The following is a 25743-nucleotide window of genomic DNA, read 5'->3' as shown; positions in this document are numbered from 1 at the left end:
GTTGTAGAGTCTTACACTTTGCCGTCTTACGAGAGCTCTTATCTTAGCTATACAGAAACTTCAAATCCGATATCCTTTGATGCAAGAGGCATAACAAGCCAAAATGGAAATGTATGTGTATACGATTCTTATATAAATCAATACTATATGATATGCGTATCTTATGCAGGCATAAGGGATACATCTGGTACCGGTGCTTGTCCTACCAACTGTTAGATAAATGCTATGTATCATAGATTTTAGTAATTTTATTTGATATAATTGTTGATCACAATTAAAGGTTAGAGGTTAGTGCTTATGTATGCTGTTATAGAAACTGGTTCAAAACAGTACGTAGTTAAAGAGGGCGATGTTTTAAAGGTGGAAAAACTTCCTTTCGGAGAAAACGAGGAGATAGAACTTCCAGCTTTAAGCGTAGTAAAAGATGGCGCCGTGAAGCTTGGCGGTAAGGTTAAAGCAAAAGTTTTATCTACTGCTAAAGATAAGAAGGTGCTTATTTTTAAGCATCTTCCAAAAAAGCATTCTAAGAAGCTAAGAGGACACAGGCAGTTTTATACAAAAATCTCTATACTATCTATAGGAGAGTGAGTTATGGCATCAAAGGCAAGCGGTGGTTCAACAAGAAACGGTAGAGATAGTAATTCAAAGCGTCTTGGTGTTAAGGCTTTTGGCGGCCAGTTTGTAAAAGCTGGTTCTATTATAATACGTCAAAGAGGTACCAAGGTGCACCCAGGTAAGAATGTGGGTCTTGGCTCAGATTATACTATCTTTGCTCTTAAAGATGGTGTAGTGAAGTTTGAAGAAAAAGGTAAGAAGAAGTTTGTTCATATAGAACCGGTGGAAGCGAGTGCATAAGGCGGTAGAAGAAAAGACTACTCAAAGAGAAAGCACAAAAGACAAAATAATAGAGATAGCGGCTGAGGTGATAGCCCAAGAGGGTTTAAGAGGGTTTACGGCAAAAAACATAGCCGCTAGGCTTAACATAACTGATGCCGCTATATTTAAGCACTTTAAAGATATGAACGATATAGTGCAATCGGTGGTAAAAAAATATACAGGAGAGTGTTTAAATGCTATAAGAACCATAGTCTTTGATAGGGATTTATCAATACAGCAAAAGATAGACAAGATTATGGATACACATATAGATATGCTTGAAAAAAGTAAAGGTGCTATTCCAGTTTTGTGCTTTGAATTATCACGCTCAAACATATACGACAACAGGGCTGTGGTAAGTTTTTTAGAAAACTATTTTGACCTTATAAGCATTCTTTTTCATAGAGGTGTTGAGGAAGGAATTATAAAGAAAGATTTAGATATAGAGGAGGCTGCTTTTACATTTTTAGGGCTTTTACAATCGAGGGTGTTTATATGGTTTTTGAGAGGGAAACAAGGTAGTATAGTAAAAGATAAAAAAACATTAAAGATGCTATTTGAGGAGGGGTTGTTTGGTGCAGGCTCATAAATACTTTGTAGTACATGGGCATTTTTACCAACCTATTAGAATAAGCCCTTCTTTGGGCGAAATTGATTTAGAACCGTCTGCCTATCCTTATGAAAATTGGAATAAAAGGATTCTAAGAGAATGTTATCTTCCTAATGCTTACGCTCATATAAAAGAAGACGATTTGGTGGTAGATATAGTAAATAACTATGAAAATATTAGCTTTAACGTAGGTTATACCCTTTTAAGCTGGTTTGAAAAACATGCTCCTTATCTTTTGGATGTCCTTAAGAAAAGCTCAAAAAACGCACTTGCTATTAGTTTCAATCATACTATATTGCCTTTGGATCCGAGGTTTGATAAAGAAATACAGGTTTACTGGGGTATAAAAACCCACGAGCGTTATTTTGGTGTCAAGCCAAAGGGTATGTGGTTGCCAGAATGCGCTGTAGATTACGAGACGCTAGAAGTCTTCAAGGCGTTTGGAATAGAGTATGTAATATTGGCTCCTCATCAAGTTCACAATAAAACTTCTAAAAACTACGGTTATATAAGGCTAAAGAATGGCAATATCAAAGTTTTTATATACGATGGTATTATCTCTGGTAAACTTTCTTTTGAAGATTTACTCACAGACGTTAAAAGGTTGGCAGATACTTTTAGACAGTCTGGCGATGTTGTTCCAATAGTTGCTACGGATGGGGAAACGTTTGGCCATCATAAAAAGTTTGGAGAAATGGGGCTTGCCTATCTTTCCAAATTGATACCTTTAAAAGCCTTAAACGATCTTGTGGAAGAATTAAAAGACTTTGATTACGAGTTTAAACTAGTGGAAAATACCTCTTGGAGTTGCCCTCACGGAATAGAGAGATGGCGTACCCATTGTGGATGCAACTCTGGTGCCCATCCTGATTGGAATCAATATTGGCGTGGACCTTTGAGGGAGGCTTTGGAATTTTTAAGACGAAAAGTTAAAGAAAATTTAGAAAATATAGCTAAAAAGTTTAAAATAGATGTGAAGCGGCTTCTGTTTGAATACGTAGATGTTATCCTTGGTGTAAAGGATGTAGAAGAGTTTTTGAAAGAAAAAGGCATTGAAGATGAAGAAGACAAAATAACTATTGCTAAGCTTTTGGTAGCTTACAAGTGTGTTCAGTTTGCTTTTTCTTCGGATGCTTGGTTTTTTGACGATGTGTCTGGAGTTGAAGTAAAACATTGCCTTGATATGGCAAAGTACGCTATATACTTGTTAAAAGACTATGAAGATATAGAGATACCTTTTATAAACATTTTACAAAACGCCAAAGGCAACACCGCTCAAAGACCCACCGCAAAGGATGTTTATATAAAAGATGCGAAAGTTTATACTCTTGAAGATGTGGCATCTTATTTGGCTATCATGAATCGCTACGGTTATATAAAGGATGATGGATATTTTATTAAATTTTATTATGAAATCTCGACTTCTGGAAATTATATATATGTCTTTTTAAAAGACAAAGAAAGCCTTAAAAAAAATTCTTTTGAGTTTAATGTTAAAGATTTAGATGTGTCTAACATGTTTGGAGCTTTTAAAAAAGATATAACAGAGTTTTTGATATACAATACGGTTAAAGAAAATATTCAATATTATGAGGAGCTTATAAAACAAATTATCTCAAAAATATCTCGCATAGAGGCCATTTCTCCATTTTTAGAACAACAAAAAGCTTTTATAGAGCAGATAGCGAAAAACGTGTTGCTTTACATGTTAAAACAAAACTACGGTATAGAAAACATTGTTTCTTTTTATAGTGAGCTTGTAAATTTTGGTGTAAGTCTAAAATCTGCTTATATTACAAAGGAGGCTGGTAAGTATCTATACAGAAAAGCGAAAGAGTTACCAAACAACGAAGATGAATTTTTAAAAATACTCAGTTTTGTGAAACTTTACAACAAAGATGAAAAAGATTACACTCTTATGATAGGTATATGGGAAACTCAAAATGAAGTATGGGCTAAGAAAGACCTTATAAAAAATAAATCTATTTTGGATGCACTTCATATAGCCTATTGATGTAAAATATTTTTATGTACAGTCAACCGGACGAAAAAGGTTATTTTAGAGAAGGAGATATAGCTTTTGGTGGAAGGTTTTTGCCTGAAACGTTGATGTATGCTCTCGAAGAGCTTGAATATTTTTATAAAAAACTCAAAGACGATGAATCTTTTAAAAATCAACTTAATTATTATCTGAAAGATTACGCCGGAAGGCCGACCCCTCTTTATTTCGCTGAAAAGCTTTCTGGACTTGCTGGTGCTAAGATATACCTTAAAAGAGAGGATTTGCTACATACAGGAGCGCACAAAATAAACAACGCCATAGGACAATGCCTTTTGGCTAAAAAAATGGGTAAACACCGTATCATAGCGGAGACAGGAGCAGGACAACACGGCGTGGCTACGGCTACCGCTTGTGCGTTGCTTGGTCTTGAGTGTGTGGTTTATATGGGCGAAGAAGATGTCAGACGTCAGAGGTTAAACGTTTTTAGAATGGAGCTTTTAGGAGCAAAGGTAGAAGTGGTAACCTCTGGTACAAAAACTTTGAAAGATGCCATCAACGAGGCGCTGAGAGATTGGGTTACAAACGTTGAAACTACCCATTACGTGGTGGGTTCTGTGGTAGGACCTCATCCTTTCCCTATGATCGTTAGAGATTTTCAAAAAGTAATAGGAGAAGAGGCAAAAGCTCAAATAATAGAAAAAGAAGGAAGGCTTCCTGATTTTGTTATAGCCTGTGTGGGTGGAGGTTCAAACTCCATAGGTATTTTTTACCCTTTCATTGACGACAAAGAGGTTAGGCTTGTAGGTGTTGAAGCAGGTGGGCTAGGTCTTGCCAGTGGAAAACATGCGGCACCTTTGTCGGACGGTGAGATCGGTGTCTTACACGGTATGAAATCTTACTTTATGCAGGACGAAGAAGGGCAAATATTAGGCACTCATTCTGTATCTGCTGGTCTTGATTATCCTGGTGTAGGTCCAGAGCATGCTTTCTTAAAAGCCACAAAAAGAGCTACATACATATACGCTACAGACGAAGAGGCTTTAAATGGTTTTAAGATTTTAGCAAAAACAGAAGGTATAATACCAGCCTTAGAATCTTCTCACGCTGTTGTAAAGGCTATAGATATTGCAAGAGAAAATCCCAACGCTTTAATGATAATAAATTTATCAGGTAGAGGCGATAAGGATGTAAATCAGATATTTGATATGTTTAAAGGGAGTATTTAACTTTATATCTTTTTTGCCAGCGTATCTAAGAATTCCTCGTAAGTTTTTGATATTTGCTCTGCTTTTTCACATAGATTTTTGTCCATGAGTATATCTTTTTTCATCAAAAACGGCCTTATCGTATTTTCATAGTTGTTTTTATGTTCTAAGTAATCGTATTTTATATCCTCTTTATCCATATTTTCTATATCTATCATGTAGGACTTGTAAAGGACTCTTACAGATATAAGTAGATGCTCTAACTCCTTTGATAAATCTCCCTTATCTTTGCCAGCCAAAAACATTCTATTAAACTTTGAGTAATTTAAGTTTTCCATGCTTTTAATATAGTATTTACTCTTTAAAATGTGATGAGCAAAATAAGTATGCAAGATTTTGCAACAATGTATATGTGTAGAGATTTACTTTAGGAAGTTTTGTGCTATAATTATAACTTTAGGCAGCGCTTGCCGTAAGCGCTATATAAATGGCGGTGCCTTTTGGCTTAAGGAGATGATATGGCTATAACCGTTAGGATACCAACACCTTTGAGAAGGTTGGCCAATGGCCAAGGAGAAGTAAGCGTAGAGGCTAAAAACATAAAGGAGCTTATAGATGCTTTAGAAGCCTCTTACCCAGGTTTCAAAGAAAGACTTGTAGATGAAAACGGAGAGCTAAGAAGGTTTGTAAACTTGTATCTAAACGACGAGGACATAAGGTTCTTAAAGGGTATAGACACAGAGCTAAAAGATGGAGATACGCTTTCTATAGTCCCAGCGATTGCAGGTGGTGTTTGATATCCTCAAGGGTTCTTATAGGTATGAAAGGGGTTTTTTGAAACCATCTTCTTTGCCTTGAGGCGTATTCTTTTGTATTTTTTATAATGTTTTCCACAGCCTCTTTGAGGCTTGCTTTCCCTTCTATGTAGGGTATCATTTCCTTGTAGCCTATTGCTTGAGAAGAGGTCATAGCTTCTTTGTATCCTAAACAAAGCAAGTTTATACACTCCACCTCAAGCCCTTGTTCTATCATATGGTATGTTCTTTTTTCTATATTTTCGTTTAGCTCTTCTTGGGTAAGGTTTGTATAAAAGCCTAAAACTTTCATCTTTGGTTCTTGCCATTTGTGGAATGTGGAAAAAGGTTTTCCTGTGTTTATAAATACTTCTAACGCTCTTATTATACGTTTTTTGTCGTTTCTTCCTATCTTTTCTGCATATACTTTATCTACGGTCTTAAGCTTTTTGTATAAAAAATCAAGTCCCTTTTTTTGTACTATGCTTTCTAGTTTCTTTCTAAGCTTAAAGTCCGGTTCTGAAGTTTCTGGTAAGCCGTATAAGAGTGCCTGGATATAAAGGTATGTACCACCTACTATTATTGGGATTTTACCTGATAGCTTTAATTTATTTATAATTTCTTTGGTTCTTTCTATATACATATAAGTATCAAAATATTCGTTTGGCAATACTACATCTATCATATGCTATTTTATCTCTTTTCTTTTTTCTAAACTTGGCTTTGCGGTGCCTATGTTCATAAACTTGTAAACGCACATGGAATCTGCGCTTATTATCTCTGTGTTTAAAAGTCTTGCCAACTCGTGGGAAATTTCTGTTTTGCCGGATGCCGTAGGCCCACCTATTATTATAGCATCTATAGGCATAATTTAAACAGCCTTCTATTTTTACCTACATCTTTTATGCTTAGTGTTTTTGTGCATTCTATTTCTTTTGGCCATTCTACAAAGGTTATGGATTCGTTTTGCTTTTCTTTTATATAATCTATAAAACTTTTTACATTTTCTACTCTGTAGAAATCTACATGTAACACATCAAAGTCTTTCAACTTGTATTCGTTTATTATTGAAAATGTTGGGCTTGATACGTTGTAAAAGTTATAGCTTTTTAGAAACGCTTTTACAAACGTGGTTTTTCCCGCTCCAAGCTCACCTTCTAAGCATACTATGTCTGATACTTTTATATAATCTTTTACAAGATTTACAAACTCGTCTAAATTATCTGGCGTAACAATGTCTATTATGTATTTGCTTTGCATAAATGTTGATTATATCAGATATATATAGCATTAAACATGAGTTTTATCATTGAATTTAAGCTTTTAATATGATAAAATCTTCTTGCGAGGTGGAGCAGCTTGGTAGCTCGTCGGGCTCATAACCCGAAGGTCGAAGGTTCAAATCCTTCCCTCGCAATTTAACTTTAGTTCTAAAATCTCTATATTTTCCTTTACGCTTATTTAATCTTTTTATAAAAGAAAATGTTGTTTATTTTTACGGTTTCGAAAAACTGAGTGTGTATGCGGCTTAGTACTTCTGTCATAGATACTGTGAAAAAACCACCAATTTTTATAGTGTAAGCTATATTTCTTATGGCACTTAGCTTTGAATTGTCGTCAAAATATATTAGTGCATTTCTACAAAACGCTGCATCAAACAACTCTTTATAGGGTGCAAAATCTTCTTTTTTTATGAGGTTTAACTGCTTAAACTGTGTTTTTTTCATTATAGAATCTTTTATTTTGAAACTATCTTCTTTTATATCTAAAAATTTATGATATTCTTGCGGTATATCAAGCATCTCTCTTTTTGGATATATGCCAGTTCTTGCTTTCTCTAAATAGCTTTCGTTTATGTCAAAACCTATTATTTGATATGGTACAGCGTTTGCTTCAAACATCATCGCTAAGGTGTAAACTTCTTCTCCTGTGGCGCATGCAAAAGATGCCACTTTTACTGGTTGACCCTTGGGAACAGATGGAAAGATGATTTTCAAAACTATTTCTTTCATAAACGTATCAAGCTGCAACTTTTCTCTGAAGAATTTTGTTTCTGGGACAGTGATGATATTCAATATATCTTTTGTTAGTTTTTTCTCTTTGAATAATTCATCTAGTTTTGCTTTGAGTGATTCTTCAGGTTTCCCTTCCTCTAAAAACATGTTTAATTTTTTTGCTAAAAGCATTAAACGTTCATCTGGATAGTAGTTTCCAGTTAATTCATAGATTATCTTCCTTAGTTCTTCAAGGATTTTGCCGTCTATAACATTTTTTTGTTCCAACCTAACATCTCCTCAAAACTTAGATTTGCTTTTATAGCTTTTAAAAATAGCTCTTCTATACTGGTTAATTTTTTTGGTATCAAATCTGGTCTTAATCTTGTGGTAAGCTCTATTCGTTCCCATAGACTCCAAAGCTCTATTAGTTTGTGATTTCCAGTTTTTAACACCCACGGTATCTTATGTCCTTTAAATTCTTCTGGTCTTGTATAAACTGGATAACCAAGCCATTTATTTGAAAAAGAGTCTTGACATAAACTTTCTTTGTCTGATAAAACCCCTTCTAAAAGTCTTGCGACACCATCTATTATTGAGAGCGCTACCAATTCTCCGCTACTTAGTATAAAATCTCCTATTGATACGTCCAAGTCCACTATGTTGTCCACTCTTTTATCCATTCCTTCGTATCTACCACATAATATTATAATATTTTTTTTATCTTTTAAATTGTTTAACATGCGTTGATTGATTTTCTTGCCCCACGGTTCTGGTTTTATTACGAAGGGTTTTTCAGAGGCAATAGACAACACATGCTCATAAGCGGCTACTATAGGCTCTGGTTTTAATACCATTCCTGGAAATCCGCCGTAGGCGGTATCGTCCACTTTTTCATAAAAATTTCTTGGGTTTATTGCATGTACCCTTACAGACCCTTGTTTTATGGCTTTTGATAAGATACCAAATTTAGCATAACACTCTATTATTTCTGGAAATATGCTAACTACGAAAAAATTAATCATCTTTTAACGTTTTTTTAAAATCTTGGTAAGCGTTTTTAAAACCAGCTATTATACCAAAAGCTAAAAATACAAACAAAAACAAAGGGGATGTGTTTTTATGGAAGATTTCAAGAGCTAACTTATCAAGCATATATCCAACAAATAAGCCAGCTATTATACCACCAAGGATATTAAAAGCGACGTTTAAAGCGCTAAACTCTTTTAGGTTCATCTTGGGTAAGAGCCCAAAAATTTTATCATATGACTGTTTTTGTCAAGTTCTTCTAGTGCTTCTTTTACATTTTTATCTTCTATATGCCCTTCCATATCTACATAAAATATATCATCCCAAGCCTTTTTCTTAGAAGGCCTTGACTCTATTTTGGTAAGGTTTATATTGTGCCTATAAAATATTTCAAGGGCTTTGTAAAGGGCTCCTGTTTGGTTTTTTACACCCATGATTATACTGGTTTTGTCTTTTCCTGTGGGCTTTGTAAGCGTTTTACCTATTATTAAAAATCTTGTGAAGTTATTTTTTTGATCTTGGATATTCTTTGCCAATATGTTTAAACCATAGACATAAGCGGCTACTTCAGATGCTATGGCTGCTGTGCCTGGCTCTTTTTGAGCTATTTCACAGGCGTTTGCGGTACTTTTAGCTTCTAATATTTCTGCAAAAGGAAGATGCTTTTCTAAAAATTTCCTGCTTTGGGCTAACGCATGTTTATGGGAATATACTTTGCTTATTTTGGCAATATCTGTTTCTAGTGATAACAAAAATAGGTTTATTGGTATTATGATTTCTCCCACTATAAAAAGCTCTGTGTCCATTAAAAGGTCAATGGTATGGTTTACTATGCCCTCTATAGTATTTTCTATAGGCACTACTCCGTAATGGGCGTTTCCTGATTCTACAAGCTCAAAAACTGTAGATATAGAATCACAGGCAATGTAATCAGAAGATAACCCAAAATGGGATATGGCTGCCTGATGTGTGAATGTTGCTTTCGGCCCAAAGTAGGCTATCTTTACAGAGCCTTCTAAAGACGATATAGCAGATATAATCTCTTTATATATTATTTCTAACGCCTCTTTTGGGAATACGCCGTATTTTTCATTTTCTTTTAGTACATTCGATATAACTTCTTTTTCCCTTTGTAGGTTCCTAACTTGTATATTCTGCTGTTTTTTTATGTTTCCTATCTCTTTTGCAATATTTGCTCTTTTGTTTAGAAGCTCTACTATCTTTGCATCTATTTTGTCTATCTCGCTTCTTAAGTTCTCTAACTCTTTTGTCATTCTATATCAATTTTCTTTGCTTTTTTCTTGGTCTCTTGCTTAGGTTCTGTCTTTTTCTCAAGCTTTTGGACCTTATAATCCACAACAGCCTTTAAAGCTTTCCAGAAAGCCATCTCTGATATTCTCATCTGCCTTATTACCTCTTCCCTTATCTCTTTTGGCGGTAAAAATGCGCTAAAAAGCATTTTAAGGGCTTGTTCCCTTGCCATTTGAGCTTCATCTTCAAAGCTTTCCACTTCAAGTTTTTCCTTTTCCATACTAAATATTATAAACTTTATACTTTTGGTTGGCAATATCAATTTATGATATACTAATACAAGTTATGCGGATTAAATATATACATTTCATAAAGTATAGATACTATTCTTATGTGATATCTATAATATTGATATTGCTTTCAGCTTTCAGCTTGTATACAAGAGGCTTAAATCTTGGTCTTGATTTTACCGGTGGGACAATGCTGGAAGTAAGGTTCCAAACACCTGTAAGTGTAAAACAAGTAGATGATGCTCTTTATAAGGTGAATATTAAAGATGCTGTTGTTCAACGCACAAACACCGGGGATATTATTGTAAAGATAAGGGTGGGTGAGAAGCCAAGCCTTGTAGAAAAAGCGTTAAATAGTATTGGTAGTTTTCAGCTTTTACAAAGAGAAGATATCGGTTCTGTGGTAAGTGGAGAGCTAAGGAAAAAGGCCGTATGGGCTATAATTACAGCTTTGGTGGGCATATTGATATATCTATCCTTTAGGTATGAATTTTTGTTTGCCCTTGGTGGAATATTGGCACTTGCTCACGACGTTTTTATAGTGGTAGGCGCCTACTCTTGGACTTATAAGGAAGTTAGCTTGGATGTTTTGGCGTCGATTCTGGTTGTGGCTGGTTATTCCATAACGGATACCGTAGTAGTTTTTGATAGGATAAGAGAAAACCTCAAATTAAGAAAAGGTATGGACTTATCTGAGATTATAAACTTGTCTGTTAACCAAAATATAGTAAGGACCATCATGACATCTTCTACGGTGTTTTTATCTTCTTTAGGCCTATATCTTTTTGGTGGAAATGTTTTATCAGATATTTCTTTTGCTTTTTTGATAGGTGTTGTTGTAGGTACCCTTTCCTCTATATTTGTGGCTTCAGCCCTTGTACTTGATATAAAAATCTTACTTAAAAAGATCAAAAAACAAAAACCACAATCAATATAGTCATTGTCAAATTCTTTTAAATTTATATTTTAATAAAATCTTAAAAACAAAGGAGTGGTTGTTATGGGCAAAAAGCTAAATGCTCACGATAAGTTCATATTCGTTTTAACCCCCACTGTAATCATTATTGTATTTGTTGTTTTCATAATAATATTTAACTATGTATCTAAGCACGGGTAAATAGTCTTTGACAATTTCATATTTATTTTATATATAAGAAAGATTTATTTTCTTATAAGATATATTTATTTACTTACGCGTATGCAGATATATTATAATTAAGTATTATCTAACTTTAGGAGGTATTATGGCAAAAAGAGTAGTCATTATAGGCGGTGGTGTAGGTGGTGTATCTACCGCTTACAATCTAAGGAAATTAGATGCTAGTCTTGATATCAAAGTGGTCTCTGGAAGACCTTATTTTGGTTTTACGCCAGCGTATCCTCATTTGGCTATAGGATGGCGCAAATTTGGGGATATATCCACTCCTCTTCAACCTGCTTTGAAGAAAAAGAACATAGATTTTATAAATGAAGACGCTGAAAAGATAGACCCAGATGCCAACAAAGTTACGTTAAAAAGCGGTAAAGTGTTAGAGTACGATTATCTTGTAATAGCTACTGGTCCGAAGCTTGTATTTACAGAGGGTCAAGAGGAAAATGGATATTCGGTTTGTACTGTTGATCACGCTTTACACCTTAACAAAGCTTTGGAAAAGTTTTTTGAAAAACCGGGTCCAGTGGTAGTTGGTGCAAAGCCAGGCACTAGCTGTTTTGGTCCAGGGTATGAATTTGCTTTTATGCTACATTATGAAGCAAAGAAAAGAGGCCTAAGGCATAAGTTTCCAATACATTATATAACCTCCGAACCTTTTGTGGGTCATCTTGGTTTAGGCGGTGTGGGAAGTTCTAAAAGGGTTATGGAAGATCTAATGGCTGAAAGAGATATAAGACCTGTAGTGAATGTAAAAGCAAAAAAGGTAAATCCAAACTCTGTAGTTTATGAAGATTTAAACGGAAAAGAATATGAGGTAGAGTCTAGCTTTACTATGCTTATGCCAAGCTTTATGGGTACAGATGTAGTGGCAAGCGCTGGTGATAAGGTAGCAAATCCGGCCAACAAGATGGTTATAGTGGATAAGTGTTTTAACAATCCAAATTATAGAAACATATACGCTGTTGGTGTAGTGGCTGCTATGCCACCGGTAGAGCAAACTCCAGTACCTACTGGTACTCCAAAAACCGGGCAGATGATAGAGGGTATGGCTTTGGCTACTGCTTTAAACATAGTATCCGATATAAGGAACAGCTCAGAAAGGTATATGCCTACTTTGGCTGCTATATGTATAGCTGATATGGGTAACGATGCCGCTGGTTTTATAGCTTATCCGGTAATACCACCAAGAGCTTGGACCTTACAGAAAAGGAGTAAATGGATGCACTGGGTAAAGAGTGGTTTTGAAAAATACTTCTTGTGGAAGGTAAAAACCGGTGACGTAGAGCCATGGTTTGAAAAGATGGGTCTTGAGACCATGTTTAACCTTCATTTGGTGGAACCGTGTGCTAATTGCAGTGGTGTGCCAGGGAAACAATAATGCTTGAAAAAAAATTTTTATATGTTATTATATTATTAAGGAGGTGAAGTTATGTATTTAGGCTTTAATCTTTCTATGTTTTTGGCAATTATATTTTATGGTTGGATTTTTGCTACCCTTTTGTACGGTATAGCAAATGCTTCTCGTACAGATGAAGAAGGTGAGATTTTCCAAGGTTTTAACGACGAACCAAACATTAAGAAGCAATAATGTAAGAAGCGGGTTGTAAGCCCGCTTTATATTAAGTATTTTATCCCTATTAAAAATAAAAACATAAGTGTTAGCCTCATAAACGTTTCGTTTGATATTTTCATATGTAATTTGTTTCCTCCAAAAAGCCCTAAACCAGCAAAAGGTATGAGAGATAGGCTTATTTCAAACAGTTTTAAGTTTAAAAGGCCTACGCTAAGATAGGTAAAAACCCTCAGGATGTTATCTAAAAGTGCTATTACTTGAAATGTAGCTCTGAAGCTTCTTTTCTCTATTCTTCTTAGCTGAAGATACGCCACCAAAGGAGGCCCGCCACCACCATACAGACTCCCTATAATACCAGCAAGCATACCCAATGGAAATGCCCAGAATTTTCTTATAATAGGTAGCTTTTCTGGTTTAAAACTAACGGCGTATATCACATAGGATATGATAAATACTCCTAAAAATCTTGTTATGTTTTGAGCGTCTGTGTTTGCTAATATGAAAGTACCTATTATAAGCCCTATTATACTGCCTGGGAAAAGCCACGTTAATTCTTTAAACCTTATGTGTGCAAAATCGTAAGCTCCTAAGAGTATAGACCCAGCCAAGTCTAGAATTAGCACCACTGGCACCACTTCCTTTATGGGAAACATCAAGCTAAGAAGCGATACTGAAATAAGTCCAGAGCCAAAACCTATTGTAGCTCTTACATAAAAAGCCAAGGCTACCACAAAAGCACCATACAAGAAATATGGCCAAAAATGTGGATTTAGTAAGTTTATCATATCTATTGTATGCATAAGAAAATTTTACTATTTAAAAGCTTTTTATTCTCTGATGGATGTAGTGTTTTTGCTTTTAAGAAAATCAAGATAATATACCATGTTGTTTTAAAACAGCTGTTATTTCATCAGTGATGGCCTCTACATTTTTTGATGCATCTATCGTATAAAAGTTGTATTCTTTCGCAAGTTCCAAATATCCATATCTTACCCTTTTTAGAAAATCTAAATTTTCAAATACATCCTTTTCTCTTTTAAGCCTTTTAAGAGCCGTCTTTGGGTCTATATCAAGTAGAAACACGATATCTGGTGTATATATATCGCATACGAAATCGTTGAGGGTTTTTAAAAAGCTTATATCAATGCCAAAACCGTATCCTTGGTAGGCAATTGTAGAATATATATATCTATCTAAAAGCACGATACCTTTAAACCCTTTTAAATGATTTTCTATCATATGTGCCCTTGAAGCTTCTATTAGGAACGTTTGGGTTTTTGGGTCTAGTTTTTGGGATTTTAATATGTCTCTAATTTTCTCTCCTATTTCTGTGGAGCCCGGTTCTCTTAACAGCTTTACGTTTTTATCTTTTAAAAGCTCGTAAACTATGTTTATCTGTGTGGATTTTCCGCTACCGTCTATCCCTTCAAAAACTATGATGTATGGTTTTTGCGTAGTTGTATTTTCCATTAAAAATCCACGTCCAAGTCTATATCTGTATCTACTATATCGCTATCCTCTGTTAAACCGTTGTCTTCATCCTCGTATTTTGAATAAAGCGATGCGGCTTTCTCTGATAGCTGGTAAAAAGATGCAAAATCGCTTATAAAAGCAAGTCTAACTATGCCAGTGGGCCCTTGTCTTTGTTTTGCTATTATGACTTCTACAAGACCCTTTTCCTCTGGCAATGGATTTTTTTTGTAATACTCTGGTCTATGCAAGAAAATAATGAGATCTGCGTCTTGCTCGATTTGACCAGATTCTCTTAAATCTGATAACTGCGGTCTTTTGTCGGACCTATGCTCTGTTTGACGAGAAAGCTGGGCTAAGGCTATTACAGGTATTTTTAACTCTTTTGCTAAAGCTTTTAAATTTCTAGATACTTCAGCTACTTCTTCTTGTCTATTACCTTTTGCTCTTATGGACCTTACAAGCTGAAGATAATCTATTGCTATTATCTTAACATCTTTTTCTCTCACCAACTTTCTGGCTTTTATGCGAAGATCGGATATGGAAATGGCGGGAGAGTCGTCTATGTAGATTTTTAATTTTGACAGCTCCTCTTTTGTAGAGTTTAAAAGTTTTATCTCCTCGTCTGTAACCATTCCAGTCCTAAGCCTTTGCATATCTATTTTGCTTGCCGAAGACAAAAGCCTCATGATAAGCTGTTCTTTGCTCATCTCCAGCGAAAATATCCCAACGGCTATATCTTTTTTAGCCATATTGTGCATCATGGAAAGCATAAAAGACGATTTTCCCATGCCGGGCCTTGCCGCTATTATTACAAGATCAGATTCGTGAAAACCAGTGGTGAGTTTGTCCAAATCAATAAAACCAGTAGGTACACCGGTAACAAGCTCTTTTTTATGGGCGAATTTTTCTATTATGCTTATGACATTTTCTAGTATATCTTTTAGCTCGAAGTATCCGACGTTTATATTGTCAGAGGCTATGTTTATAAGTTCGCTTTGTATGGTTTCTATAAGGATGTTTGAATCTTGAGTTTGCTTTGTTTCCCTTATTATTTTAATGCCTAAATTTATTATGGCTCTTTGAATAGCTTTTTCTTTTATAATTTTTATGACGCTTTGTAAAATCTCTATATCTGTAACAGCTTCTAATACGAGAGCTTCTAAAAAGTCTTCCGTTATGTCTGTTATTTTCTTTTTTTCTATAAAATCTTTTAATATGACTCTATCGATGGTGCTTAGATTTGCATTTTCAAAATAATATTCTAATAAAAGCTTAAAAAGGGTGCGGTGTATTGGCTCAAAGAAGTCATCCTCTTTTAGTATCTCTGCTACTATTGGTATGTTTTCTATATCGTATAGCATAGCACCAAGCACAGATCTCTCGGCAGCTTCGTCTCTTGGTAAATCGATGTCAAAGATACTATTTTTGTTTAGTAATTCATCGGTGTTGTTCATTTTTATATTTTATTTTTAAAATTATGTTTAGGTATTTTCTTTTAATTCAAGCTCTATCATCTTTTCTTCCAACAATTTTGTATATTCTTCTAAATCCGCGTTTTCTTCTATATATATTTCCTCTGTAGTATTTAGCTTTATGCTTGAAAAGGGTGTTGGTATTTGAAATCTATCCCAGGAGTTAAGGCTTATGTAGTTTGATATGTTTGCATATATACCCACTATTGGTCTTTTTGTTTTTTGAGCAAGATAAACAACGCCTTGTTTTACTTTCTTGGGGGGACCAGTGGGTCCATCTACCGTTATAGCTACATTATAACCTTTTTCTAAAATTTTTTTTATCTGAATAAGAGCTTTGGCTCCTCCTTTGTCTTTATTGTCTTTGTTGCTAGAACCTCTTACTACTCCAAAACCAAGACCTTGCAGTAAGATAGCGGCTATATCGCCATCTTTGTTTTGACTTGCCATGCTGTAAATGTTTTTATCTATGCCGTACATAGCTACAGCTAAAGCTTGAGAATGCCATAATGCATATATGATAGCTCTATCTTTTGAATCGTCTCTATCGCAGGTTATTTTTATAGTTTTTCTTAAAAGCCTTATACCATACGGCAAAAGCTTTATGAGGTTATCTTTCATTAAAATTTAGATTTGGAAAGGGGCTTGAAAGCCCCTATTTTTAGCATATTAGATATCAAAGTATAGTTCAAATTCAAGGGGGTGTGGAGTAAATCTCATCCTGTTTATTTCCTCTTTCTTTGATTCAATCCACATTTGGATAAACTCTTCTGTAAATACACCACCTTTTAGTAAAAATTCGTAATCTTCTTCTAAAGCCTTTAGAGATTCTTCTAATGAGCCTGGAAGCTGTGGTATGTTTTGGAGTTCTTCTGGTGGTAAAGAATATATGTCTTTATCAAAAGGTTCACCTGGGTTTAGTTTGTTTTCTATACCGTCTATGGCGGCCATCAATATTGCTGCAAAAGCAAGATATGGGTTTGATGTTGGGTCTGGGAATCTTATTTCTATACGTTTTGCTTTTGGGCTTTGAGAATACATAGGTATTCTTATTGAGGCAGACCTATTTCTAGCAGAGTAAGCAAGTCTTACTGGAGCTTCAAAACCAGGCACCAACCTATGGTAAGAGTTTATAGTTGGGTTTGTGATAGCAGCCAGTGCTGGACCATGTTTTAGTATGCCGCCTATTGCGTATTTACATATTTCTGATATGCCTGCATAGTCAGAGCCGGCAAATAGGTTTTGGTCACCCTTCCATATTGAGAAATGTGTGTGCATACCGCTACCGTTGTCGTTTGGTAAGACTTTTGGCATAAAGGTAGCAAATTTGCCATACTTAGCTGCTACTTGTCTTACCGTATATTTGTATTTAAAAAGATTGTCGGCTTGTTTTATCAATGAGTCATACCTTATGTCTATCTCGGCTTGACCAGCCGTAGCCACTTCGTGGTGGTGTAATTCTACTGTTATACCCATGTATTTGCTCATTATGGTTACCATTTCAGTTCTTAAGTCATGGGTTTTATCTAAAGGAGGTACTGGGAAGTATCCTCTTTTGTTTGGTATTTTATAACCAGATGATGTAAATTCTCTATTCCACCACCCTTCTTCAGAATCTACTCTCCAGAAAGATGAGTTTCCGGTGTTGCCAAACTCTACAGAATCAAATATGAAAAATTCAGCTTCAGGGCCAAAATAAGCTACATCGCCTATTCCTGTTTGTTTGAGATATTGTTCTGCTTTTTGAGCTATGTATCTTGTATCTCTTCCATATCTTTCCCTTGTAATAGGGTCGTAGATATCGCATATCATTACAATGGTATTTTCCATAAAGGGATCTATAAAGCATGTTTCTGGGTCTGGAAAAGCTAACATATCTGATTCATTTATAGATTGCCAGCCTCTTATGGAAGAACCGTCAAAGCCTCTTCCATTTTCAAACGTATCCATAGATAATTCATAGGCTGGTATGGTGAGGTGCTGCCATTGGCCGAACGGGTCTGAGAACCTTAGGTCCACATACTCGATGCCTTCGTTTTTGACTAGGTCCAAGACCTCTTGAGCTTTTGCTTGATTCATATTAAAACCTCCTTAACAAAGTTTTTCATTTTAAATAGCTGCCTCTCCTCTTTCCCCTGTTCTTATGCGTATTACATCTTCCACTGGTAATATGAATATCTTGCCGTCACCTACTCTTCCAGTTTGAGCTGATTTCATAATAGTGTTTACCACTTTTTCAACTTCCTCATCTTTTACCACTATTTCAATTTTTATTTTCGGCAAAAAATCTATCACGTACTCTGTGCCTCTATACACTTCCGTATGACCCTTTTGCTGCCCAAAGCCCCTTATCTCTATCACCGTCATACCGCCTATACCTATCTCCGTTAAAGCATCCTTTACTTCATCCAACTTAAAAGGCTTTATAATAGCCTCTATCTTCTTCATAGGTACCTCCTATCAAATATAATGCCAATAAAATTTTTCTTGTAAAATAATATTTCTTGAAAAAGCACCAAACACATTTGTTAACAAAATTGTTAACATGTTAACATACGTTGATATCATATTTTGACGCTTCATTAGTGTCCTTCACCTCTTGCCATTTTCAAAGCATGTTTTATAAGACCGCCTATCATACTGAGGTTATCTTTTACCCCACCGCTACTTCCGGGTAGGTTTATCACTATGCAGTTTTCATTTATGATACCGCAAACAGCCCTAGACATGATGCTTTTTGGCACTTTTCTATAGCCGTAAACTCTCATTATCTCTTCAAAACCCACCATCTCTTTTATTATAACTTCTTTCGTGGCTTCCGGGGCTATATCTCTTTTTGAAAAACCTGTCGAACCGCTTGTTATAATGATGTTTACTTTGTTTTGTAAGCTTTTAAGACGATCTATAAGCATATCTTTATTATCAGGTATCACTTCGTAATGAAGGACTTCTGCGTTTAAATTTTTTAACATTTCTATAGCTATTTTGCCACTTTTATCTTCGTATTCTCCTTTTGAGGCTCTATCGCTTAGGACTATTACCGCTGCTTTTTCCCCAGATAAATCTTCAAAGTAATCTGACTTTCCGCCCCTCTTAGATAAAAGCTTTATTTCTTTTATAACCATATTTTTATCTATACCTTTACACATGTCGTATATGTTTAAAAGCATTGTACTTACGGCGTTTAAAGCCTCCATTTCGTAGCCGGTTCTAGCTATTCCCCTTACAGTGGCAAACACTTCTATACCGTTCTCTTTTATATTTATCTCACCTTCTACAAAATCAACGTTTATAGGATGGCAAAATGGAAGTACTTGTTGAGTAGCTTTTGCACCGTATAAAGCGCATAATTTTGTAGCCTCTATGAGGTTTCCTTTTGGTAGTTGATTTAATTTAATCTTTTCTACGGTTTCTTTGCTAAGCTCTATGAAGCCATAGGCTTTTGCTTCTCTTAGAGTTTCTATCTTATCGCTTACATCTATTGTTTTCATACATCTGCACCTTCTAATATATTTTCACATTGGCATACGAATTGTTTTTGGGCTTTTGGTATAAAAAGCGTTAAAAACTTTTTAATTTCTTCGTCTTTTTGCTTCATCATATCTATTACTTCTTTTGAAGTAAGTTTATGACCTTCTATACCTGCTGCTGGGTTTGTTATTACGCTTATATGAAGTATGTGCATACCGGTCTCTCTGGCTAAAAAGACCTCTGGGCATGCTGTCATTCCAACCATGTCTGCTCCTAAATGCTTTAACATTTCTATCTCTTTCTTGGTTTCAAACCTCGGTCCTTCGGTGCAAGCGTATACGCCCTTTACATAAAAATGTAAATTTAAATCTTTTAATATTTCGTTTGCTATTCCTATCATCTCTTCGCAAAAGATGTTTGACATGTCTGTATGCACTACTTTTTTAGCTTTTAAAAGCTCATAAAAAGGTGTATCATCTTCCTCTATATCTTTTGAAAATGCTCCTTCAAAAAATGTTGATACCCTTGATTTTGTAAAATCTAAAACATCGGATGTTATAACGATATCTCCGCTTTTAAAAAGCGTGTTTATGCCACCTGTAGCCCCTATGCTTATTAGTTTTCTAACCCCTATTTTATATAGTGCATATATGTTTGCTCTGTAGTTTACAAGATGAGGTGGTATGGAGTGGTCTACACCGTGCCTTGATAAAAAGGCAACGCCATTTTTTAAAAATATCTTTGAAGACGGTTTACCAAAAGGAGTATCTATATCTAGTTCTTCTACATCCTCAAATATTTTATATAAACCGCTTCCACCTATTATTCCAAGAAATGCCTTATCCTCATAGTGCATAAAAATATAATATCACACCGAGGGAAGTTTTGTTTAGGCTTATTTACTTGCTACGCTTGTAATTCGGATAATCTCTTTATCTCATAGCCTTGCTTTAAAGAATACTCTATTACGTCTCTTAGCGTAAGGTCATCTGGATATTTAAAATGCATTAAGACCTTCGTTTTTGTTGGCTTGCCAAGTTTCATAGATAGTTCTTCCATATGTTCCATATACATTTTAAATTTATCTAAGGGTTGTATTGGGTTTTTATAAACACCAAAACGAGGTCTATGATAAAAAGACAAATCCAAATCCCACCAAGCTATATCCCAACTGTGGGCTTTTATAAGAGATTCTATATATTTCTTGTTTGCATAATTGCCAACGTCCCCGTAAGGATATCTGAAATGTTTTATGTTGTTGAAGTTTTCAGTGCCAAGCTTGTTTATAAAAGTCTTTGCATATAGGCTAAAATCTTCGTTAATTTTTGATATAGTTTCCCTTGAAAAGAAATCGTGATAGTAAGTATGACATCCTAATTCATGCCCATTTTCTATGGCTGTAATCCAAGGTTTTGGGTCCTCTTCTATAACTCTTCCTATGATAAAAAAGTTTGCCGGTACTTGGTAATGATTTACTATATTTACCATTTTTTCCCTATCAAACCACCCATCGTCTATAGTTAAAGCTATCTGCGGTTTTATCTTGGTAGATTTTGTTTGCTCTTGTGTGGTAATCTTCAACGTGCTTCCAAAAGCACTACCAATGCCTAAACCTATTCCGCCTACAATTATGTTTTTTAAAAACTCTCTTCTTTCCATATATTTTCTCCTTACAATATTATATATAAGAATTATGAAGGAAATATAAAGTTTGTGTGAACATTCAAAGGTTGTTTGGGGTTGTAGTAGTTTTTGTAGGGTTTGAGGGTTGTTGTTTGTTTTCTTTTTCTCTTATTGTTATAAACTTGTTGTAACGTAAATCCAATATTTTGTTTGCGAGATAGCTTGGGCCGTAATTTAATATTATGTTTAGTCTTTCTAAAAGTTGCTTTTTGTCGTATTTGTTTGAAAGTGGTAGTATAAGCTCTCCGTTTATATCTTTTATATCTACGAAAATCCCGCTGTTTGTAATAAAGATGTTTTTGTCTTTAAATTGTTTTAAATAGTTTGCTATAGGCTTTAACCACAGCTTAACTTCTTTTTGGGTTTTTTCTATATCTGGGGTATATATGATGGTTAGGCCTTTGGTGTTGAAGTATTTTTTATCAAACAAATCGCCTTTGTCGTCCATGAGATAGCTTTTGTTTTGGTTTACTACAACAGCAATGGGTTTTCTTTCTTTTATATAAACATCTACCACTACATCGTTATCTAATATGCCCTTGAAGTCTTTTTTTACGGCCACTGAGTCGATGGCGTTGCCGGTGGCTTTTTCCAATTTATCCTTTATACCAGATGCGTTCATAAAAAGCCAGTTCCTTTTGTAGGCTCCTATGGCATCTGCCACTACCTTTGGCGGTATATTTTGGTCTCCGTAAACGTTTACGGCTTTTGCTTTGAAAAAGCTTATGCTGTCTATAAGAAAAGGTGCAAAGAAGCTAAAAAGCCCAAAAAGTATAAGCCATACAAAAGGTAAAGCTTGCTTGACAGTGTTCCATTTTGACGATTTTTCCTTTTGTCTTCCTCGGTAATAGTATAAGTTAGCCATTTACAAGCATCTCCACCATCTTGTCAAAAGATATGCCAGCTTTCTTAAGAGCCATAGGTAAAAGGCTAAGCTCTGTAAGACCGGGTATGGTATTTACTTCAAGGGTGTATATGTCTTCACCTTTTACCCTAAAATCCACCCTTGCTATATCTTTTAACTCAAATATATCAATTATTTTAGCTGTGATTTCTTTTAGTCTTTTAGAGATGTTTTCATCTTCCACAAATATATATTCTGACATACCTTTTGTATATTTGCTTTCAAAATCGTATATGCCTTTTTTGGGTATTATCTCTATTGGTTCTAAAATAGCCCCTTTGAAGTATCCCACCGTCATGTCTTTACCCTCTATAAACTCCTCTACGATAAGCTTATCGTCTATTTTGAATATATTTTGAGCGGCTTCTTTAAGAGATTTATCATCTTCTACTTTGAAAAGCCCAAAACTAGAACCAGCAGAAGCTGGTTTTGCAATACATGGGAAAATGCTCCAATCTATAGTATCTTTTGGTTTGTAAGCTTTCCACTTCGGTGTTTTGATGTGGTTTTGTTCAAATATTTGTTTTGAGAAGTCTTTATCCATACATATGGCGCTTGTTTTTGTGTTTGAGCCTATGTAAGGTATGCCTAGTATATCCAGAAGCCCTTGAACTCTGCCGTCTTCTCCGTAAGTCCCGTGAGCTATTATAAAGGCTTTTTTTGGATTTATCTTAGTCAACTTAAAACATAAATCTTTGTCTATTTCTAAAACATTTACATCGTAGCCAAGCCTTTTAAGGGACTCTTCTACCGCTTTAGCGCCTTTTAGGGCAATCTCTTTTTCAAGTGAATCTCCGCCAGTTATAACCGCTATGCGCATACCAGTTTTATTTCCTCTTCTAATATTATATTAAAAGCTTTGTAAACTCGCTCTTTTGCTATGCTTAATATATCAATTACATTTTGAAAAGATGCATTTTGATAATTTATCAAAAAATTTGCGTGCTTTTGAGAAAAACCTATATCTTTTATTCTATATCCTTTTAAGCCAACCGCTTCTAAAAGCTTGCCGGCAAAATGGCCTTTTGGATTTTTAAATGTAGAACCAGAAGTGGGCATGTTTAGCGGTTGAGCTTCCATTCTTTTTTGATTTATAGTTTGTGCTAAAGGTTTTATGTCTTGTTGGCTTTTTTTAAACAAAAACTCTCCGTACAACACAGGCTTGTTTTCAAACTCAGTTTTCCTATATGTATAAAATATTTCTTCTTTTGGTTTGTAAACTATTTCATCGTTATCTATATACCATACACCTTTTATAAAGTCAAAAATCTCAACCCCATACGCCCCAGCGTTCATAGCTATTGCTCCCCCTATGCTTGCTGGAAAACCTATCAACTTGTAAAACTCTTCTACGTTGTTTTCCACGGATAGTTTTATTAAGTCTTTCAAAGGTACTCCTGCAGAGGCTTTTACCAAAATACCTTCTTTTGTCTCTGAGATTTTAATATCGTAAAAATGTTTTGTATTTATTAAGACGCCGTTAAAATCTCCAAATATGGTGTTTGAACCTTTTCCAAGTATGTAAAGTTTGTCGTTTTTGTGTTTTTTGTATATGTCTAAAAATTCTTTTTCGTTTTCTGGGAAAAACATGTATGAGCCTACTCCACCTATTTTTATCGTTGTGAAATCCCTTAAGTCCACATTTTTATTTGTTATCATCAGTTTATTTTATCACAGCTTATGTTAATTTGCTATAATACATATAAAAATAACTTTACGTAGAAGGTGAAATGGAAAATAAAATTGTAAAGTTGTATAGGTTGATGAGGGCTATAAATCAAGAGATCGTTAGAAGCGTAAACGCTTCGACACCCTACGATGAAGCTTTGTTTTTTGGAAACCTTTGCGATATAGTGGTAGAACACTTTGTGAAGTTTGCCTTTATAGGTTTTTATATAAAAAGCATAAATAAAATAGTACCGGCCTATTATCCCAAAAAATCGCCTGATAATATGTATTTAGAATATCTTAAATTTCTGGAAATTCCTCTTGATGAGTCAGATATAAGGTCGAAAGGACCTATTGCTACATGTTTTAAAACAAATAGCGTTTTCATAATAGAAGATATAGAAAAAGACCCAAGGATGATACCCTGGAAAGAAGAGGCTTTAAAAAGAGGATTTCGTTCAAGCGCCACAATACCTATAAGGAAAAACGGTGATGTCATAGGTGTATTTGGGATGTATGCGGACGAGGTAAACTTTTTTCAAGAGGAAGAAAGAAGCTTGTTAGAGGAGCTATCTCTTGATATAGGTATGACTCTTAATGCTATAAAAACACGTTGGCTTCTTCAGGCGGTGGAATCTGGGCTTTCTTCTTACATGGAATTGTTTATCATAACAGACAACGGTGGTAAAATTTTATACGTGGGCGATAAAACGTTGAAAGTTTTTGGATACGACGAGAGTGAGCTTTTGGGTAAAAAAGTTGATGTTTTATACAATTATAAAGATATTTTAGACTATAAAAACTTGGATGTTGTATCTCAAGGAAAAGAGCATAACGGTATAGTGCTTTTTAAAACAAAACAAAGCAAAAATATTTATGTGGATTTAGCAGTTATCCCTGTGGCTGACGACAATTTTATATTTATAGGCAAAGATGTATCAAAAGAGAAAAGCTTGGAGGAGCAACTATATTTTCTTTTAAATCAAGACCCTGTTACCGGTTTATTCTCTTACTCGTTTTTGATGGCAGAACTTGACATGCACGTGAGAAGAGCGGTGGAGATGAGAGAATTGGGTAGGTGAGCCATTGGTTCGTGGTTTCCGATATGAACGCTATAAATACTGGTAAGACTAGTTACAATAGGCTTGGGGCTTTCATGTTGGCGGATATATACAGGTTTACTTATATCAACGATGTATATGGTTTTGATATAGGTGATGAGCTTTTAAAAGCTGTAGGCAGAAGGTTGAAAGACATATTTAGGCCGACAGATATAATAGGAAGAGTAGCTTCTGATACGTTTGGTATAATCTTGACGGATTTAAAGGACAAAGAAGATATAATAATAATTTTAGATAGATTAAGAGAGGCTTTTGAACAACCTTTCAATATAAACGGCAACGTTATAAGTGTAGCTATGCAAATTGGTATAGCTATTTTTCCAGATAATGGGACATCTGCCAAAGAGGTGTATAAAAATGCTGATATATCTTTAGCTAAAGCTAAGAAGGGTATAGAATGGAATTATGTATTTTTTAGCGATGATTTAAACTCTAGAGCTTCCCAATTTCTACTCTATAAAACAAATCTTGAAAAAGCTTTTGAGAAAGAAGAGTTTGTAATATATTATCAGCCTTACTTTGATATAAAAACCTTAGAGATTGTCGGTTTTGAAGCGCTTACAAGATGGAAATCAAAAGAACTTGGCTTTGTTCCGCCTATGCATTTTATCCCCATACTTGAAGAATCTGGTCTTATATCAAAATTAGAATCTTGGCTTATAAACCAAGTATGTAAGGACTTGGACTATCTATATAGAATAAAGCTTTCTGCACGTATGCCAATACCCGTATCTATAAATATATCACCTATCTCTTTTAAAAATGAAAATGTATATGAAAAAATCGTAAATATTGTCTCAAAATATAAAAAAACAGATTTATCAAGCTGTATAAATATAGAAATTACCGAGAGTTTATTTTTGGAAAATTTTGAGACAGCCTTATTTACGCTTAATAAGCTTAAGAGTTCTGATTTTAAGATATCTATTGATGATTTTGGAACTGGCTATAGTTCTTTTTCATATCTTAAAGATTTGCCGATAGATTATATTAAAATAGACATGTCTTTTGTAAGACATATATTGGACGATAAAAAATCAAAATCTATCACAAAAACTATAATAGAGCTAGCTCACAACCTTGAAATGAAAACCATAGCAGAAGGTGTGGAAACAAAAGAACAGTTTGAGGTGTTGAAGTCCTTAGGATGTGATATTGTCCAAGGTTTTTGGTT

Annotated in this window: 32 protein-coding genes, 1 tRNA gene and 1 pseudogene; 13 read left to right on the top strand and 21 right to left on the bottom strand. The window is 34.8% G+C overall.

Annotation, left to right across the window (positions count from 1 at the left end):
* The 6 genes and pseudogenes from ACP5S8_RS04025 to trpB all read left to right on the top strand — a co-directional run.
* Window positions 1–216: pseudogene (locus ACP5S8_RS04025) on the top strand (GspH/FimT family pseudopilin); the annotation flags it as partial.
* An 81-nt stretch (window positions 217–297) separates the two neighbouring features.
* Entirely contained in the window at window positions 298–588 is a 291-nt protein-coding gene (gene rplU, locus ACP5S8_RS04020) for a 50S ribosomal protein L21 (protein WP_461870874.1), read from the top strand.
* Between the two features lie 3 nt (window positions 589–591).
* Entirely contained in the window at window positions 592–855 is a 264-nt protein-coding gene (gene rpmA / locus ACP5S8_RS04015; protein WP_461870875.1) for a 50S ribosomal protein L27, read from the top strand.
* On the top strand, window positions 848–1465 hold the full coding sequence (locus tag ACP5S8_RS04010) for a TetR/AcrR family transcriptional regulator (RefSeq protein WP_461875818.1): 618 nt from the start codon (window positions 848–850) through the stop codon (window positions 1463–1465). Before rpmA ends, ACP5S8_RS04010 begins: the two co-directional genes overlap by 8 nt.
* Window positions 1452–3500, top strand: a complete 2049-nt coding sequence (locus tag ACP5S8_RS04005) for a DUF3536 domain-containing protein (RefSeq protein ID WP_461875817.1) — start codon at window positions 1452–1454, stop codon at window positions 3498–3500. The genes ACP5S8_RS04010 and ACP5S8_RS04005 overlap by 14 nt, the downstream gene beginning before the upstream one ends.
* A 14-nt stretch (window positions 3501–3514) precedes the next feature.
* The gene (gene trpB / locus ACP5S8_RS04000; RefSeq protein ID WP_461875816.1) at window positions 3515–4714 is read left to right on the top strand and encodes a tryptophan synthase subunit beta; all 1200 of its coding nucleotides are present in this window, start codon (window positions 3515–3517) and stop codon (window positions 4712–4714) included.
* Between the two features lie 2 nt (window positions 4715–4716).
* On the opposite strand, the gene ACP5S8_RS03995 is transcribed toward trpB, so the two are convergent.
* Window positions 4717–5031, bottom strand: a complete 315-nt coding sequence (locus ACP5S8_RS03995) for a hypothetical protein (RefSeq protein WP_461870879.1) — start codon at window positions 5029–5031, stop codon at window positions 4717–4719.
* A gap of 180 nt (window positions 5032–5211) precedes the next feature.
* On the opposite strand from ACP5S8_RS03995, the gene ACP5S8_RS03990 reads away from it, so the two are divergent.
* Window positions 5212–5490, top strand: a complete 279-nt coding sequence (locus ACP5S8_RS03990) for a ubiquitin-like small modifier protein 1 (protein WP_461870880.1) — start codon at window positions 5212–5214, stop codon at window positions 5488–5490.
* Here the strand turns inward: ACP5S8_RS03990 and miaA are convergent.
* From miaA to tsaE, 3 genes are read right to left on the bottom strand one after another with little or no spacing between them, the layout of a single operon-like run.
* A complete protein-coding gene (miaA, locus tag ACP5S8_RS03985; RefSeq protein WP_461875815.1) occupies window positions 5459–6172 on the bottom strand; it encodes a tRNA (adenosine(37)-N6)-dimethylallyltransferase MiaA in 714 nt (237 codons plus the stop codon). The two genes, ACP5S8_RS03990 and miaA, sit on opposite strands and share 32 nt — an antisense overlap.
* Before the next feature lie 3 nt (window positions 6173–6175).
* The gene (locus tag ACP5S8_RS03980) at window positions 6176–6355 is read right to left on the bottom strand and encodes an isopentenyl transferase family protein (RefSeq protein ID WP_461875814.1); all 180 of its coding nucleotides are present in this window, start codon (window positions 6353–6355) and stop codon (window positions 6176–6178) included.
* The gene (gene tsaE / locus ACP5S8_RS03975) at window positions 6346–6747 is read right to left on the bottom strand and encodes a tRNA (adenosine(37)-N6)-threonylcarbamoyltransferase complex ATPase subunit type 1 TsaE (protein ID WP_461875813.1); all 402 of its coding nucleotides are present in this window, start codon (window positions 6745–6747) and stop codon (window positions 6346–6348) included. Before tsaE ends, ACP5S8_RS03980 begins: the two co-directional genes overlap by 10 nt.
* Window positions 6748–6830: 83 nt before the next feature.
* On the opposite strand from tsaE, the gene ACP5S8_RS03970 reads away from it, so the two are divergent.
* A tRNA-Met gene (locus ACP5S8_RS03970) sits at window positions 6831–6904 on the top strand.
* 40 nt (window positions 6905–6944) lie between these two features.
* On the opposite strand, the gene ACP5S8_RS03965 is transcribed toward ACP5S8_RS03970, so the two are convergent.
* The 5 genes from ACP5S8_RS03965 to ACP5S8_RS03945 are packed head-to-tail and all read right to left on the bottom strand — an operon-like array spanning window position 6945 to window position 10041.
* Window positions 6945–7769, bottom strand: coding sequence for a CheR family methyltransferase (locus tag ACP5S8_RS03965; protein ID WP_461875812.1), 825 nt, complete (start codon window positions 7767–7769; stop codon window positions 6945–6947).
* Entirely contained in the window at window positions 7748–8503 is a 756-nt protein-coding gene (trmD, locus tag ACP5S8_RS03960; protein WP_461875819.1) for a tRNA (guanosine(37)-N1)-methyltransferase TrmD, read from the bottom strand. The genes ACP5S8_RS03965 and trmD overlap by 22 nt, the downstream gene beginning before the upstream one ends.
* Window positions 8499–8717: an AtpZ/AtpI family protein gene (locus tag ACP5S8_RS03955; protein WP_461871143.1), complete on the bottom strand. Its 219-nt coding sequence runs from the start codon at window positions 8715–8717 to the stop codon at window positions 8499–8501. Before ACP5S8_RS03955 ends, trmD begins: the two co-directional genes overlap by 5 nt.
* On the bottom strand, window positions 8714–9784 hold the full coding sequence (gene pheA / locus ACP5S8_RS03950) for a prephenate dehydratase (RefSeq protein WP_461875810.1): 1071 nt from the start codon (window positions 9782–9784) through the stop codon (window positions 8714–8716). Before pheA ends, ACP5S8_RS03955 begins: the two co-directional genes overlap by 4 nt.
* Window positions 9781–10041 (bottom strand): hypothetical protein, encoded by a 261-nt coding sequence (locus ACP5S8_RS03945; RefSeq protein WP_461871145.1) that lies wholly within the window; start codon window positions 10039–10041, stop codon window positions 9781–9783. Before ACP5S8_RS03945 ends, pheA begins: the two co-directional genes overlap by 4 nt.
* 65 nt (window positions 10042–10106) lie before the next feature.
* Here ACP5S8_RS03945 and secF point away from each other — a divergent pair, with 65 nt between their 5' ends.
* From secF to ACP5S8_RS03930, 3 genes are all read left to right on the top strand, one after another.
* Window positions 10107–10988: a protein translocase subunit SecF gene (gene secF / locus ACP5S8_RS03940; RefSeq protein WP_461871146.1), complete on the top strand. Its 882-nt coding sequence runs from the start codon at window positions 10107–10109 to the stop codon at window positions 10986–10988.
* Between the two features lie 307 nt (window positions 10989–11295).
* Entirely contained in the window at window positions 11296–12582 is a 1287-nt protein-coding gene (locus ACP5S8_RS03935; protein ID WP_461875809.1) for an NAD(P)/FAD-dependent oxidoreductase, read from the top strand.
* A gap of 51 nt (window positions 12583–12633) precedes the next feature.
* Complete coding sequence (locus tag ACP5S8_RS03930; RefSeq protein ID WP_461875807.1) at window positions 12634–12792, top strand: hypothetical protein; 159 nt, start codon at window positions 12634–12636, stop codon at window positions 12790–12792.
* A gap of 26 nt (window positions 12793–12818) precedes the next feature.
* Here ACP5S8_RS03930 and ACP5S8_RS03925 read toward each other — a convergent pair whose 3' ends face one another.
* The 12 genes from ACP5S8_RS03925 to murB form a co-directional block, all read right to left on the bottom strand.
* Entirely contained in the window at window positions 12819–13577 is a 759-nt protein-coding gene (locus ACP5S8_RS03925) for a sulfite exporter TauE/SafE family protein (RefSeq protein WP_461875806.1), read from the bottom strand.
* Between the two features lie 67 nt (window positions 13578–13644).
* Window positions 13645–14247 (bottom strand): dTMP kinase, encoded by a 603-nt coding sequence (gene tmk / locus ACP5S8_RS03920; protein ID WP_461875805.1) that lies wholly within the window; start codon window positions 14245–14247, stop codon window positions 13645–13647.
* Window positions 14247–15704: a replicative DNA helicase gene (gene dnaB, locus ACP5S8_RS03915; RefSeq protein WP_461875804.1), complete on the bottom strand. Its 1458-nt coding sequence runs from the start codon at window positions 15702–15704 to the stop codon at window positions 14247–14249. Before dnaB ends, tmk begins: the two co-directional genes overlap by 1 nt.
* Before the next feature lie 27 nt (window positions 15705–15731).
* Complete coding sequence (locus tag ACP5S8_RS03910; RefSeq protein ID WP_461870358.1) at window positions 15732–16343, bottom strand: lysophospholipid acyltransferase family protein; 612 nt, start codon at window positions 16341–16343, stop codon at window positions 15732–15734.
* A gap of 48 nt (window positions 16344–16391) precedes the next feature.
* Entirely contained in the window at window positions 16392–17801 is a 1410-nt protein-coding gene (glnA, locus tag ACP5S8_RS03905) for a type I glutamate--ammonia ligase (protein ID WP_461871543.1), read from the bottom strand.
* A 30-nt stretch (window positions 17802–17831) separates the two neighbouring features.
* Window positions 17832–18170: a P-II family nitrogen regulator gene (locus ACP5S8_RS03900; protein WP_461875803.1), complete on the bottom strand. Its 339-nt coding sequence runs from the start codon at window positions 18168–18170 to the stop codon at window positions 17832–17834.
* A 134-nt stretch (window positions 18171–18304) separates the two neighbouring features.
* Window positions 18305–19213, bottom strand: a complete 909-nt coding sequence (gene moaCB / locus ACP5S8_RS03895) for a bifunctional molybdenum cofactor biosynthesis protein MoaC/MoaB (protein ID WP_461875802.1) — start codon at window positions 19211–19213, stop codon at window positions 18305–18307.
* Window positions 19210–20049 (bottom strand): MTAP family purine nucleoside phosphorylase, encoded by an 840-nt coding sequence (locus ACP5S8_RS03890; RefSeq protein WP_461875801.1) that lies wholly within the window; start codon window positions 20047–20049, stop codon window positions 19210–19212. Before ACP5S8_RS03890 ends, moaCB begins: the two co-directional genes overlap by 4 nt.
* A 50-nt stretch (window positions 20050–20099) precedes the next feature.
* Window positions 20100–20852 (bottom strand): polysaccharide deacetylase family protein, encoded by a 753-nt coding sequence (locus ACP5S8_RS03885; RefSeq protein WP_461875800.1) that lies wholly within the window; start codon window positions 20850–20852, stop codon window positions 20100–20102.
* Window positions 20853–20916: 64 nt separating this feature from the next.
* Window positions 20917–21741, bottom strand: coding sequence for a cell division protein FtsQ/DivIB (locus ACP5S8_RS03880; RefSeq protein ID WP_461875798.1), 825 nt, complete (start codon window positions 21739–21741; stop codon window positions 20917–20919).
* Window positions 21734–22600, bottom strand: a complete 867-nt coding sequence (locus ACP5S8_RS03875) for a D-alanine--D-alanine ligase family protein (RefSeq protein ID WP_461870365.1) — start codon at window positions 22598–22600, stop codon at window positions 21734–21736. Before ACP5S8_RS03875 ends, ACP5S8_RS03880 begins: the two co-directional genes overlap by 8 nt.
* The gene (gene murB, locus ACP5S8_RS03870; RefSeq protein ID WP_461875797.1) at window positions 22591–23439 is read right to left on the bottom strand and encodes a UDP-N-acetylmuramate dehydrogenase; all 849 of its coding nucleotides are present in this window, start codon (window positions 23437–23439) and stop codon (window positions 22591–22593) included. The genes ACP5S8_RS03875 and murB overlap by 10 nt, the downstream gene beginning before the upstream one ends.
* A 71-nt stretch (window positions 23440–23510) precedes the next feature.
* On the opposite strand from murB, the gene ACP5S8_RS03865 reads away from it, so the two are divergent.
* Window positions 23511–24530 carry a GAF domain-containing protein gene (locus ACP5S8_RS03865; protein ID WP_461875795.1) on the top strand — a complete coding sequence of 340 codons (1020 nt, stop codon included), beginning with the start codon at window positions 23511–23513 and terminating at the stop codon, window positions 24528–24530.
* Between the two features lie 23 nt (window positions 24531–24553).
* Window positions 24554–25743 (top strand): putative bifunctional diguanylate cyclase/phosphodiesterase (locus ACP5S8_RS03860; protein ID WP_461875794.1); only part of this gene is annotated, 1190 nt, incomplete at its 3' end.

Source organism: Hydrogenobaculum sp. (assembly GCF_049967395.1).
Classification (GTDB): domain Bacteria; phylum Aquificota; class Aquificia; order Aquificales; family Aquificaceae; genus Hydrogenobaculum.
Note: the sequence above shows the minus strand (reverse complement) of the source record. Positions and strands in the feature narration are given on the sequence as shown.